This window comes from Psychrobacillus sp. NPDC093180 (genome assembly GCF_044754065.1).
GTDB lineage: Bacteria > Bacillota > Bacilli > Bacillales_A > Planococcaceae > Psychrobacillus.
Genome location: NZ_JBIVOJ010000007.1, coordinates 163,088 through 176,835, shown reverse-complemented (window position 1 = coordinate 176,835; position 13,748 = coordinate 163,088). Strand labels below are relative to the sequence as shown.

Sequence of the window (13,748 nt, the reverse complement as noted above, 5' to 3'; positions counted from 1 at the left end):
AGAAGGAGAAATATGAAGAATTTCTTAAGAAATATTTTATTGATAGTCAAACTTTCCAAAACACTTGCCCGTCTAATCTTTGAAACGTAATCGCGGGTACGGGAAAAAGGAGTTCATATACGTCATGACGAATAAGGAAAAGTTTCAACTAGTTGAAAACTATATAATAGAACATCAAAACGATTATTATCGATTAGCTTTTAGTTATGTAAAAAATAAAGAGAACGCTCTAGATATTATTCAAGACAGCATTTTTAAAGCGTTAAATTCAATAGATCGATTAGAGGAAGAGCGATATATCAAAACATGGTTTTATCGTATTGTTGTAAATACTGCAATAGATTTCATCCGAAAGCACGGTCGTATGCAAGCAATGGATGATGATATCCTTCATACGTTTTTGCCCGAGCAGCATGATCTCGAAAAAGATTATGATTTATATGAAGCCATCGACCATCTAAATGAACCATATAAAACGATTATTGTACTTCGTTTTTTCGAGGATTTAAAAATAGATGAAATTGCAGAGATACAGCACGAAAATTCAAATACCATCAAAACGAGATTGTATACAGCACTTCGAAAGCTGCGAATAAACATGGAAGAGAAGGTGGAATTATGAAGAATTTACAGGATGCCAAAAAGAAATATGAAGAAGTTGAAATACCTATGGAATTAAATAATATAGTGAAAAACTCCATTAAAGAAGCAAAGAGAAAACAGAAAAGAAGGAAGCCTGTTAAACAATGGGGAATCGGTTTAGCGGCAGCGGCAGCATTATTTATAACAAGCGTCAATGTAAGCCCAGCTCTAGCTCAATCCCTTTCCTCTGTACCGATGCTCGGTTCCATCGTTCAAGTCGTTACCGTGCAAGAGATTAAAATAGCAGAAGATAATTTTAATGCAGACATCTCAACTCCGAATGTAACAGGCTTAGAAAATAAAGAATTAGAACAAATGTTAAATGACAAATACATCGCAGAAAACGAAGCACTTTACGATAACTTCCAAAAGAAAATGGAGGAAATGAAAGCTGCAGGAGGGGGAAATTACGCAGTAAATGCAGACTATGAAGTGTTGACCGACACTGATTCTTTGCTCGTAATTCAAAACAGAAACTTAGAAATAATGGCTTCAGGTAGCGAGTCTGCAACATATGACAATATCGATAAAGAACACGAATTATATATTACATTACCAAGCTTATTTAAAGATGACTCCTATGTGCAAGTAATCTCTGCTTATATTAAAGAGGAAATGAAAAAACAAATGGCAAATGAAGAAGTTGTTTACTTTTTGGAAGAAGATGGAGATGGCTTTGCATCCATTTTACCTGATCAACAATTTTACATTACCGCAGATAATAAACTTATTATATCCTTTGACGAATACGAGGTAGCTCCTGGTTATATGGGGATGGTAACGTTTGAAATTCCAACTGAAGTGATACGTGATATTTTAATAAGTGACTACTATATAAAATAATGACCAGTTCTCACTTTTGCATCAAAAAACTGCTCCTACTCACAAACTCGTGAGTAGGAGCAGTTTTGCTAGTTAAGACGGCATTGGTGTTTTAGTTGGTGCTGCATAGCCCTCTTTGTAAGCTTCGTCAATTGTGTTACGAATTTCTACTAATGACTTACCTTCTTGGACCATTTTGATAGAAGTAACCGCCGTTTCTAAACAAGCCGCACAGCGTGTTCCGTGGTCATCCCACACAACTTCTCCATTTTCTTTTATCTCTTGAACGAAACAGTTAAAGTTATCCTTATGCCCTGCACTATCACCGCAACCGCAGTAACAAGGTATCCATTTTAATACATCGTGTGCTTTGGCAGCTGCTTGATACACAAGTTGCATATCCTCTGACTGATTGTCTAAAAATGTTGGCAACACGTCTGTTGAGGCAGTCGTTTCTTGGATATCTCCATTTGCTAAATGTGCAATATGGTCTTCATGTCCCTCGTGATTCTCTTTCGTCTCTTTCTGGCCACATGCAGAAAGGACTAAAATAGAAATGAGGCATATAAATAGTATTTTTTTCATATGAATAAATCTCTTTTCTTCTTATATCATTTTTTCTGGACGGACAATTTCCTCGAACTTTTCAGCAGTTAATAAATCAAGCGCTACAGCAGCTTCTTTCAATGTAGTACCATTTTTATGTGCATGCTTCGCAATTTTCGCAGCATTTTCATAACCAATATATGGATTTAATGCTGTAACTAACATGAGTGAATTATTTACATGGTGCTCAATTGTTTCTAAGTTTGGTTCAATGCCCACTGCACAATTATTGTTAAAGCTAATAATTGCATCGCTTAATAAGCGAACTGATTGTAGGAAGTTATGAATAATAACCGGTTTGAAAACATTCAATTGATAATGTCCTTGACTTGCAGCAAAACTGATTGTTGTATCATTCCCCATTACTTGAGCAACAACCATTGTCATCGCTTCACTTTGCGTTGGGTTCACTTTACCTGGCATGATAGAACTTCCTGGTTCGTTTTCTGGAATAGAAATTTCTCCGATACCTGAACGTGGTCCACTTGCTAGTAAGCGTACATCATTAGCGATCTTCATCAAGTCTGCAGCAAGTGCTTTTACTGCACCATGTACATAAACAACATCGTCATAGCTTGTAAGAGAGTGGAACTTATTTTTTGCTGAAGTAAATTCAATACTCAATGCCTTAGAAATTTCAGCTGCTACTAAATCACCAAATCCTTTCGGCGCGTTTAGTCCCGTACCTACTGCTGTTCCACCGATCGCAAGTTCTTTCATGTCTTGCACACTTTGCGTAATCATTTTAGCTGATTTTTCGAGCATACGATGCCAACCGCTAAACTCTTGTCCTAGTGAAAGAGGTGTTGCATCTTGCAAGTGTGTACGACCAATTTTCACGATATCCATAAATTGTTCTGACTTTTTACCTAATGTTTCTTTTAATATATCAATTGCTGGTAGAAGCTGCTTTTCGACAGCTAGCACTCCTGCAATATGTAAAGCTGTTGGGAATGTATCATTTGAGCTTTGGGATTTGTTAACATCATCATTTGGATGAAGTCGTTCTTCGCTCCCTTTTTCTTCAAGGAGTTGATTTCCACGATGAGCAATTACTTCATTCACATTCATATTCGATTGCGTACCGCTACCTGTCTGCCATACGACTAATGGAAAATGTGCATCTAGTTTTCCTGTTAGAATTTCGTCTGCAGCTGCTGCAATTGCATCTTTTTTTGTTTCTGATAAATTTCCTAGAGAGTGACTAACTATTGCGGCAGATTTTTTCAATAGGGCAAGTCCATGAACAACACCAACCGGCATTTTTTCATTACCAATTTTAAAGTTTTCTTTAGATCTTTGCGTTTGTGCTCCCCAAAGACTATCTTGTGGAACTTGGATTTCTCCCATAGAATCACGTTCAATACGATAAGACATTTTTCTCTCTCCCTTTCAGTACCATTTGTTGTTTTTTTCTTCTAGCATTTTTAAAAACTCATCCACTACAAGCGGGTTAAATTGAGTGCCTCTGCCGTTTTTCATTTCTTGAAGAGCTTCTTCAATCGTCATAGCCCCCCTATAGACACGGTTCGTTGTCATTGCATCGAACGCATCTACTACGGAAACAATAGAAGCTTCTAATGAAATCTCAATACCCTTGAGCCCGTATGGATATCCTTTTCCATCATACCGCTCATGGTGCTGTTCTACAATAAAAGCGGCTTCCCGCAAGCGTTCTACTTCATGGTTTCTCATCATTTCGGCACCAAACGTAGTATGCTTCTTGATGATTTTCCATTCTTCCTCCGTCAATTTACTTGGTTTGGTTAGAATCTCTAATGGAATAGCCAGTTTTCCTATATCGTGAAAATAAGAACCTATACTGATAATGGCTAAGCTTTTCTGAGGATTAATTCTTTTCCACAGTTCAATAGAGTAATCTCTAATACGAGCACAGTGATGGTAAGTATACCCATCCACTTCTTGTATTTTCCATGCATCCCGTTGAATAATTTCTCTCTCAAAAAAATTCGGCTCAAAGATAAAGGAAGTCATTTCAAACAGAATTTCCACCGTATCTTTTGCATAACAAGTATGAACCGCATGATCGAGTCTCGCATCAAGGACATCACCAGGAGATAGCGTCATTTTTTCTCCGTCTCTTTCAATCTCTAACTCGCCAAATAGAATGGTATAGTTTTCTATAAACTCTACATGCTCGTTTGGAATATAATTTATCCAAGAGGTACTCCAAGGAAGTAAGGTGTATAAGCAATACGTAATGCCATTCGCACTCCCTATGTAAGTTGTTATAGATTTATCCGTCACAACTTTCGGCAAATGCATCTTTTGCTTAATATCTTGTACCTGTTCAATTGTTAGCATGCTATTTGCCTCCATTCATTCGACAATATCCTACATTATGTATATATATTATATAGTTTATTTAGAATAAATGAAATACAATGAAAAAGCTCAGAAATATTTTCTGAGCGCTTTTCATTTTGTTGCTATTCTGCTTTTTCGTGAACGAGTTCATTGGACTTTTTTACTTCTTCTGTCAACTGTTCAATGCTTGGACGTATATTCCCTTTACCAGAGTAGTTTTCAAGCATTTCTTTTACATCAATTCCAGAGGATGCTTTTAACGTTTCTTGCAAGGTAGACATTAAATTAGTTGCATAAGACGTCACTTTGTTTGCGCCGCCACCTTCTCCACTTCCTGTATCGACTACAGTAATCTTGTCGATATTCGAAAGCGGACTTGCAATTTGTTTTGCATATTCCGGTAACATATGGACAATCATATCTAGAACCGCTGCTTGACCATACATATCGAATGCTTCGGCAATTTTGCGTTTTGCTTCGGCTTCTGCCAGACCTTTTAGGCGAATAATATCTGCTTCTGATTCCCCTTGAGCACGTTGAGAGTCTGCTTTGGCAAGTCCGTCCAATCGTACTTTTTCTGCCTCCGCTTTTGCTTTTGCTTCAATTCGATATTTCTCCGCATCTGCCTCTGCAATTTCACGTGATTTAGATGCAGCTGCATTTTGCTCAATTGCATAGCGATCCGCGTCTGCTTTTTTCTTTACTTCTGAGTCATATTGTCTTTCACGACGTAAGATCTCTTTTTCTTCCAGTTCGATTTGTTTTTGACGTTCGATAATTTGAATTTGCATTTCCTGTTCAGTTACTTCTTGTTTAGAACGTGCGGTTTCCAATTCGTATGCTTGGTCAGCACGTGCTTTGGCGATATCTTGTTCACGGCGATATTCCGCCACTTTCAATTGATTATCTTTTTCTGCCTCTGCAATTTCTGTAGCTCGTTCTAGTTCTGCACGTTGCGCGTCTTTAGAGGCTTCTGCTCGTTTAATACGTGTTTCTTTTTCTGCTTCTGCCGTTGCGATGTCTGCATCTCTTTTGACTTGAGCAATTCTTGGTTTCCCTAGTGAATCTAGGTAACCATTTTTATCTCGAACATCTTTTATCGTAAAGGAAACAATGATTAATCCCATTTTCGCTAAGTCTTGAGAAGCAACTCTTTGTACCTCTTGGGAGAACTTATCCCGATTTTTATATATTTCTTCTACTGTCATAGATCCTAAAATGGAACGTAAATGACCTTCTAATACTTCTTTTGCTTCATTCTCACGGTCTTCTTTTGTTTTCCCTAAAAACTGTTCCGCTGCAGTGGCAATTTCGGATATCGATCCTCCGATTTTAATAATTGCCGTTCCATCTGCCATCACTGGAACTCCTTGCTCTGTGTACACTTCTGGCGTTGTAACTTCTAGCTTACTCGATAAAAGGCTTAGGGGTACTCCTTTTTGAAATACCGGAAATACGAATGTTCCTCCACCGCGAATTATTTTAATACGGTTCCCGGAATCGTCCGTATGCACGTTTTTCGATCCTAAATAACTTCCTGTTACGATAAGCGCCTCATCTGGGCCAACTGTACGATATTTTGTGATATATACTGCAAGCACAACGATTAATACAAAGACTACAATTCCTATTACGATTAAAAGTCCAAAATCCATTTCACATTCCCCCTATTATTATTTTAAAGGCTCATATTCTTTTACTAAAAATGTACCATCTTCCACATCAATTATTAACACTTGCTTGTCATACTCAATTTCTTCTTGGTCATATCCGGTTGCCCTTTTCGAAATGATTCCATTCACTGTTTCAATAACGATTTCTCCAAAACCATCCATAGGAATAGGAACAATTACTCGTGCGACCTGACCTTGCAGTGACTCATTTGTATATGCTGTTGAAACTTCTGCAGAAGCTAATGGAACAAGAACAAAGAAGTATAATAGAAATGTTATTATGCTCGAAACTACAAGTGCTACGATGATAATTATTTCTTCGTTCCAGTTCGTTAACTTTAATAGTATAAACCCGGTAGCACAGATAAATAATAAGAAAGTAAGTACAGTCGTAGGATTTAAAATTCCACTGTCCATTCCATCTATCGCATCTGCAAACAACACATATAATATCGTGATCAACCCAATAGCGAATAATCCATACAAGAAGATTTGTTCTATTTCTCTCACCCCTTCCTCTTTATACTTTTATAACTTATATACGAACGAACTAATGGAAAGTTTCATATTTTTACATTCTTATAAATATTTGAATTTGATTCGACAAAGAGCGCTTTTTTTCGTCATTTTAACCCTTATTTTAGGTAGTAATGTTACAGCATTGTAAATTTTGATAAATTGAAGTAAAAAGTGTGTAGATTTTGTATTTTTTTTGGTATGCTATTTGAGGAAAAACGTTGAAAATAAACTTTAAAGTCCAGGAGGCTTTTTTATGATTGGTTCAAAGAAAACAGATCCCTTTTTCGCATCCTTGTTAAATATTGCTAAAAACGTGCAAGAAGCAACGCACTATGCAGATGATTTCCGCATTGAAACTGTTGCAGATTTAAAGGAAATTAGCGTAAAAGTAAAAAACTATGAGACAGCAGGAGACAAACTAATTCATGAGCTAATTGTTATGCTGAACAAGTCGTTTATGACTCCTATTGAACGAGAGGATATTTTGCAATTAGCTGTTAGAATGGACGATATTTTAGATGGCATTGATGATTTCACAGCAAATTTAGAAATGTTCTCTCTTATTGAAATCGATGATTCAATGCGTACGTTTTTAGGATATATTGTGAAGAGTACAGATGAAATTGTAAAAGCTATGGAGCTACTTGCACAGAAGAAGCTACTTAAAATGCATGAGAATTCTGTTCTTATTAAAGATTATGAACGTAAGTGTGATGAAGTGCTTCGTTCATCTATTAAACAACTGTTTTTAAATGAAAAAGACCCGATACGGATTATTCAATTTAAAGATATATATGAAAAACTAGAAGAAGTTGCAGATTATTGCCAAAACGTAGCTACTACGATTGAAGCAATTATCATGCGAAATGCGTAGGAGTACGCCTTATGGATTCTATTTTAATTCTTACAATTCTTGTTGTCGTTTTTGCTTTAGCCTTCGATTTTATAAATGGGTTTCATGATACGGCTAATGCTATTGCAACTTCTGTTTCAACAAGAGCATTAAAACCTCGAGTTGCTGTATTAATGGCAGCTGTGATGAACTTTGTTGGAGCACTTACTTTTACCGGAGTTGCAAAAACAATTACAAAAGATATCGTTGATCCGTTCCTTTTACAAAATGGTTCCCTCATTATTTTAGCAGCTTTACTTTCTGCTATTATATGGAACTTAGTAACTTGGTATTACGGGATCCCTTCCAGTTCTTCACATACTTTAATCGGTTCTATTGCAGGTGCTGCGGTTTCTGCTGCTGGGTTTGCTGTTTTAAACTGGGAAGGATTTATCAAAATCATTCAAGCATTAATCATTTCACCATTTCTAGCGTTGGCAGTTGGATTTTTAATGATGTCTTTATTCAAAGTACTTTTTAGAAAGACAAGCCTATATGGGACAAATAAAGGTTTCCGTACATTTCAAATCGGAACTGCTGCATTACAATCCTTTACACACGGTACAAATGATGCGCAAAAAGCAATGGGGATTATTACTATGGCTTTAATCGCAGCCGAGTTACAAACAACTGATGATATTCAGTTATGGGTACGAATTGCTGCAGCAACTGCAATGGGATTAGGTACTTCCATTGGTGGTTATAAGATTATTAAAACGGTTGGCGGTAAAATTATGAAGATTCGTCCTATAAATGGAGCCGCTGCTGACTTATCATCTGCCATGATTATTTTTGGAGCTACAACTATTCATTTACCAGTTTCCACAACGCATGTTATTTCTTCTGCTATTATGGGAGTTGGGACTGCCCAACGTGCGAAAGGTGTTAAATGGGGAGTTGCGAAGAAAATCGTCATGACTTGGATTATTACATTACCGATTTCTGCAGTATTAGCCGGAGCTATATTCCAAGTACTAAACTTATTCTTTTAATAACTAAACCTCGCCCTAAAAGGCGAGGTTTTTTTAAGTATCCTTTATTCTTTAATAACCAAACCGAGTGATTTTGCAAAGCCTATCGCTTGTTCAGTCGATACAGTACATTCCGCAAGTTTCTCCATGGATACAGTGAGCTGTTCATATGTATTTGTACTTAAATCAACTCCTTTTAAATCCGTTTCGGTGAAATTTGCACCATCTAGTTCACATTTTTCTAAACTTACTTTATCAAATGTTGACTCGATAAAATCTGCACGATTTATAGAGGTTTGTTTGAACAATACTTTCTTCAATTTTGAAAAACTCATGCTCATATAATTGGCAACAGAATCTTCTATTTTCACATCTGTCAGTCTACTTTGAGAAATATTCGTTCCTAAAAGCTTGGAGTTTCTAATCTCTACCCGATGAAATACCGCATCTCCAAAATCCACATTAGACAAATCACATTTTTCAAACAAACAATCTACGAATTCAACCTGTTGGAATCGTACTCCTTCCATTGAAACTCCTTGAAAGTGTATTTGATCAAATATGATTTTATCTTCTTGCTCCTCTTCTAACTCTAAAAATGTCACGATTCCTTGTGATACATAAAAATCTTCTAAAAGTGCACTATTTACATCCAGTTCAGATAAAAAGCTACGTAGCTTTGGTGGAGTAATTTTCAATTCGTTTCCTCCCTTATTTTGTTCCTCTTCTCTTAACATTATATTAGTATATGCTCTCTTCTTTCTAGTACAATAAAGAAAGTTATTTAGCATGAGGAGGAAACTTTATGCAATGGTTGTCTAATATAGTGACACGCTATTATAAATTTGTATTGAGCTTATGGTTAGTACTTTTTATTGCTTTAGCAGTACTTGCTATTCGTTTGCCCGGTTTATTGGAAGGAGACGGGTTTAGCACAGAAGGTGAGCATCAACTTGTGATGGAAGAATTAACGAATACATTTGACCTTCCAGCTGAAACCTTATTTATCGTTTTTGATCAGGTGTCGAATGAAACGATAGAGCAAACTATTTCTAAGATGGAAGATTTACAAATTGCTGAATCGATCCAATCACCTATAAATGATCCTACTCTTTTTAAAGATCATGTTGCTTATGCCATGTTACATTTCAGTGGAGACACGGAGGATATGGCTGAGGTGGTAGATAAAATTCGTAATGCTATCGACGGTGAAAAAGGAGTTACACTAACCGGAGGCGCCGCTATAAATAAAGATATTAATGTTGCAAGTCAAAAAGATTTAGCAAGTGCAGAAGCAATTGGAATACCAATTGCCATTATTGTGCTACTCCTTGCTTTTGGGAGTGTATTTGCTGCATTTGTCCCACTTGCAGTCGGTATTGTAACAGTAGTATCCACATTCGGCATTATGACTTTATTTAGCGAAACGATGAATTTATCTATCTTTGTGTTGAATATTATTCCTATGCTCGGACTCGCTTTAAGTATCGATTTTGCGTTATTACTTATCAACCGCTATAAAGAAGAGCGCATAAAGAATTCTATAGTAGATGCTGTTCAAACATCGATCCAAACTGCCGGCCGTTCGATTATTTTCTCTGCAGTATGTGTATTTATCGGGTTAGGTGCAATGCTTGTTATGAAAGTAGAGATTTTCCAAAACCTTGCACTTGGAGGAATGCTCGTTGTATCAATGGCCGTGTTAGCCTCTATTACGCTGCTCCCTTCCCTGTTAATGTTAATGAAAGATCGCATTAATAAATGGACAATTATTCGAGTAAAGCCTGGTGCTTCAACTAGATGGCGTAACTTTGCTGCATTTGTTATGAAACGACCAGTGTCCTTAGTAGTTGTAGCGCTCCTGATTTTAGGAATTGGAATTATACCTGTAAAAGATATGAAACTTACGATTCCGCAAGTAGATTCGTTGCCCTTATCTTATGATTCTCGTCAAGCTTACGAATTAATGGATAAAGAGTTCGGTTTAGGAGAGAAATCGACTGTTTATATGATTGCTGAGCGAAACGATGGCTGGGAAAATACAGATGGACTTGAAGTAATGAAAAAAATAGAGGAACAATTGTTAGAAGATAAACATGTAGATTCAGTTAATACTATTTTTAGTGCAAGTAATATTTCCACCATTGAACAATGGGAGCAAAGCTTGCAGGTACCTGAAGTAAAAGCTCAGTTAACTCCTTTGTTGGAATCATTTGTTCAAGGAAAGAAGTTATTAATCCCAGTAACACTGGATTTGAATGGCTCCTCCGATGAAGCACAGGATTGGGCACGGGAATGGTCAGAAAAAGATTTAGGTGTCGATATGATGTTAGGTGGTCAGCCTAAATTCAATCAGGAAATTTTCGATGAGATTTTCAATAAAGTCGGTTTACTCCTTGCAATTATTTTGGGGTCTACCTTTATCATATTAATGATTGCTTTCCGTTCTATATTAATCCCACTGAAGGCAATTATTATGAATATAATTGGTCTATCCTCGACGTTCGGAATACTTGTTTACATATTCCAATACGGTCATTTTGGTATAGCAGAAACAACAATTGCGTTAATCATTCCGGTTATTGTATTTAGTTTAGTATTCGGTCTAAGTATGGACTACGAGGTATTCCTAATTTCCCGTATTCAAGAAGAGTATTCGAAAAGTCTTAATAATACAGCTGCTACAATAGAGGGATTAACTTCCACTAGTAAAGTTATCACGTCTGCAGCACTTATTATGATTGTCATCACAGGTGCTTTTGCCTTTACCGATGTGATGCCAGTAAAACAAATCGGACTTGGCATTGCGATTGCAGTTGCAATTGATGCCTCAATTATTCGACTATTATTAGTTCCAAGCTTAATGAAACTATTTGGAAAATGGAATTGGTGGATGCCTTTTAGAAAAGGGCCATATAAAGCAGGAAAATGGCATTGAGATAAAAAACTGCTAAGCAAGATAAAGTGAAACCGCAATCAGTGGGGGTTTTCTTCATCCCCCACTGATTGTTAGTTAAACCAATCGGGCTTTTACGGGCAGTTGATCTCTCGCTTACCTTTTCGCTTTTCTTAAATCTTGAAGCGGGAGTCTTACTGCCCGTTAATGCGGGAAAATCTTTGCTTAGCAGTTTTTGTCTTTTCCAATAAATAATTAGATCTTATATAGCTTCTTATTAAAAGTTATTATTGTACCAAGTTTTAGCAGCTTGTACTTCGTCTTGCGTTAATTGGTGACCATAGGAATGCCAATACAACTCCACTTCTGCTCCGGCATCTTGTAGTAAATCACGTAATTCCTCTGATTCTGTCGCAGGGCACATTTGATCATTTTTCCCTGCACCGATAAATACAGGTGCACCTGTAAGTGGTGGAAGTTCTACTCCACGTCTTGGAACCATTGGATGATGCAAAATAGCACCTTTTAATACGTTGTTGTATTCGAATAATAGGTTGGCCGCAATATTAGCACCGTTTGAATAGCCGATTGCGACCACATTATTACGATCGAATTCATAATTTTTCGCAGCTTCATCGATGAAGTTTTTTAATTCCTCTGAACGGAACTTTAAATCCTCCAGATCGAAAACACCTTCAGCTAAACGTTTAAAAAATCGCGGCATTCCATTTTCTAAAACATTTCCACGAACACTTAGTATATTAGCTGTTCCGTCGATCTCTTTTCCGAGCCCAACTAAATCATGCTCATTTCCTCCTGTACCGTGCAATAATAATAATGTTGGTTTTGACTGGTCGTCACCTTTATAAAAAACATGTTTCATGTTCATACTCCTCCCTATATATCTCGAATTCAAGGTAATCATAACTTCATTCATATGATAGGTCAAATAAAAGAGTTTACATTGAAACTACTTATAGTAACAGTTGCTTCAACTTTTCTGGCTCATCCACTCGAATTGCAAATTCAGTTACTTTCTTTTTTACTCCCATAAACATTACTGCTTCTATCGGTTCATGTAAGCGAATGATAGCTTGCGGGTCTGTTTTTTCAAAATCCTTATAGATAAATTGCAATGTATGCTTATTCGTTAAAGCAACATCCCACTCTACTTCTTTAATATTTGATAGAGTAACTACAATTCGCGAGGCCATCCCTTGTGTGATATATAGTTTTCCGTTCTTTATTTCCATTGGATGAAGTCGTGTAATCTGGATATCGGCTATTATAAAAAAGACAGAGTATACATTTAAGAACAGTAATATAATCGACAGTACGAGTGACTTTTCATGTAACCACCAATGTAGCCCAATTGTTTCAATTAGGATTGCATGGAGGAGCATAATATTCATCGCAATTGCGCTCGTTTTTTTGTGCATGGTTACTACGCCTTCATGACTAGGTGCTTTCTTTTTCCATGTAAACAAAGCATAATAAAACATTAAAAATTCAGTCATTAATAGGCGGATAAACACATTTTTGGTTGCCACTTTTTCAACAGTTGGAAGTAAACTATAAATTGCCCCCTCGTTCATCACTTTCATCTCACTTCGAATTGCAGAACCTTTACGGATTACGATAAAAATAAGCGCTAGTTCTGCAAACACTAGCAATGCCTCTAATGCAAGACCAGCATATAATATTCCTTTATACGGCGCATATAGCCCAGCAGGTATTAGAAATCTTGCTATTACTAAACCAAACACCATTAATCCAATTGTTTGTTTAATAGATATTTTAAATGCGACATAAACTAAAATAGGTGCAACAATCGCTAAATCAATAAGTGATCCAATCGCGACACCGCTAGTTAAAGGAAGAGATAAAAAATCTGGTACACCAGATTGATAAAGAAGAAAATTCGTTGCAAGTAATAGAAGAAGAAATGCCAGTGCTAAATTAGCCTTTCGGGTTTTACGATAAACCATGTAAATTCCTCCTTTTCTTTTATTATATCTTTCCTCTTTATAAAACCTTACGCCAAAAAGATACAATTTTGTGACATTAAAGAAGGGCTCATCTTCCTTTTGCTATCCGGTTTAGTAAGTGGGAACAATCAATGGAAGATTGCACATTATAGGGATACTGCGACATAAGAAATTTTATTAGGTGACCACTAGGAATTTGGCACGGCGGCGCTTCGCTTTCCGCGGGCGTCTCGCGCGGCCGCACTAAATCCCTCCAATTATGTAGCGACAGAATAAATATCTCCCAGAAAATGGCTAAGGGCGATCAAAAACTGGCGAAAGCAACCAGTTCTATACTGAGAGCAACCAAACGTCTGTTGAGAGCAACTAGAGGCAGTCTGAAAGCAACCAAATTACCCCTCAGAGCAACCA

General features: G+C 36.8%; 13 protein-coding genes. 5 read left to right on the top strand and 8 right to left on the bottom strand.

The annotated features are described in order from the left end of the window. The first annotated feature begins 124 nt into the window (after window positions 1-124). Window positions 125-622: an RNA polymerase sigma factor SigV gene (locus ACIP9W_RS12370; protein WP_400789749.1), complete on the top strand. Its 498-nt coding sequence runs from the start codon at window positions 125-127 to the stop codon at window positions 620-622. Continuing rightward, window positions 619-1,485, top strand: coding sequence for an anti-sigma-V factor RsiV (gene rsiV / locus ACIP9W_RS12365; RefSeq protein ID WP_400789746.1), 867 nt, complete (start codon window positions 619-621; stop codon window positions 1,483-1,485). Before ACIP9W_RS12370 ends, rsiV begins: the two co-directional genes overlap by 4 nt. A gap of 72 nt (window positions 1,486-1,557) precedes the next feature. Here the strand turns inward: rsiV and ACIP9W_RS12360 are convergent, their stop codons facing one another. The 5 genes from ACIP9W_RS12360 to ACIP9W_RS12340 form a co-directional block, all read right to left on the bottom strand. Continuing rightward, entirely contained in the window at window positions 1,558-2,049 is a 492-nt protein-coding gene (locus ACIP9W_RS12360) for a PCYCGC motif-containing (lipo)protein (RefSeq protein ID WP_400789744.1), read from the bottom strand. A 21-nt stretch (window positions 2,050-2,070) separates the two neighbouring features. Next, window positions 2,071-3,447: a class II fumarate hydratase gene (fumC, locus tag ACIP9W_RS12355; RefSeq protein WP_400789742.1), complete on the bottom strand. Its 1,377-nt coding sequence runs from the start codon at window positions 3,445-3,447 to the stop codon at window positions 2,071-2,073. Window positions 3,448-3,462: 15 nt separating this feature from the next. Further along, window positions 3,463-4,395, bottom strand: coding sequence for an HD-GYP domain-containing protein (locus tag ACIP9W_RS12350; RefSeq protein WP_400789739.1), 933 nt, complete (start codon window positions 4,393-4,395; stop codon window positions 3,463-3,465). Between the two features lie 125 nt (window positions 4,396-4,520). Continuing rightward, window positions 4,521-6,053 carry a flotillin lipid rafts scaffold protein FloT gene (locus ACIP9W_RS12345; RefSeq protein WP_400789736.1) on the bottom strand — a complete coding sequence of 511 codons (1,533 nt, stop codon included), beginning with the start codon at window positions 6,051-6,053 and terminating at the stop codon, window positions 4,521-4,523. Window positions 6,054-6,071: 18 nt separating this feature from the next. Next, the gene (locus tag ACIP9W_RS12340; RefSeq protein ID WP_282241210.1) at window positions 6,072-6,581 is read right to left on the bottom strand and encodes an NfeD family membrane protein; all 510 of its coding nucleotides are present in this window, start codon (window positions 6,579-6,581) and stop codon (window positions 6,072-6,074) included. Between the two features lie 262 nt (window positions 6,582-6,843). Between ACIP9W_RS12340 and ACIP9W_RS12335 the strand changes: the two genes are divergently transcribed. Both ACIP9W_RS12335 and ACIP9W_RS12330 read left to right on the top strand, forming a co-directional pair. Further along, window positions 6,844-7,464, top strand: a complete 621-nt coding sequence (locus tag ACIP9W_RS12335) for a DUF47 domain-containing protein (protein ID WP_400789733.1) — start codon at window positions 6,844-6,846, stop codon at window positions 7,462-7,464. An 11-nt stretch (window positions 7,465-7,475) separates the two neighbouring features. After that, window positions 7,476-8,474 carry an inorganic phosphate transporter gene (locus ACIP9W_RS12330; protein ID WP_400789730.1) on the top strand — a complete coding sequence of 333 codons (999 nt, stop codon included), beginning with the start codon at window positions 7,476-7,478 and terminating at the stop codon, window positions 8,472-8,474. A gap of 44 nt (window positions 8,475-8,518) precedes the next feature. On the opposite strand, the gene ACIP9W_RS12325 is transcribed toward ACIP9W_RS12330, so the two are convergent. Then, on the bottom strand, window positions 8,519-9,151 hold the full coding sequence (locus ACIP9W_RS12325) for a pentapeptide repeat-containing protein (RefSeq protein ID WP_400789727.1): 633 nt from the start codon (window positions 9,149-9,151) through the stop codon (window positions 8,519-8,521). Between the two features lie 107 nt (window positions 9,152-9,258). Here ACIP9W_RS12325 and ACIP9W_RS12320 point away from each other — a divergent pair, with 107 nt between their 5' ends. Further along, window positions 9,259-11,391, top strand: a complete 2,133-nt coding sequence (locus ACIP9W_RS12320; RefSeq protein ID WP_400789724.1) for an MMPL family transporter — start codon at window positions 9,259-9,261, stop codon at window positions 11,389-11,391. A gap of 235 nt (window positions 11,392-11,626) precedes the next feature. Here the strand turns inward: ACIP9W_RS12320 and ACIP9W_RS12315 are convergent, their stop codons facing one another. Beyond that, window positions 11,627-12,232 (bottom strand): alpha/beta hydrolase, encoded by a 606-nt coding sequence (locus ACIP9W_RS12315; protein WP_400789722.1) that lies wholly within the window; start codon window positions 12,230-12,232, stop codon window positions 11,627-11,629. 91 nt (window positions 12,233-12,323) lie between these two features. Then, window positions 12,324-13,337, bottom strand: a complete 1,014-nt coding sequence (locus ACIP9W_RS12310; protein WP_400789719.1) for a beta-carotene 15,15'-monooxygenase — start codon at window positions 13,335-13,337, stop codon at window positions 12,324-12,326. Window positions 13,338-13,748 lie beyond the last annotated feature (411 nt).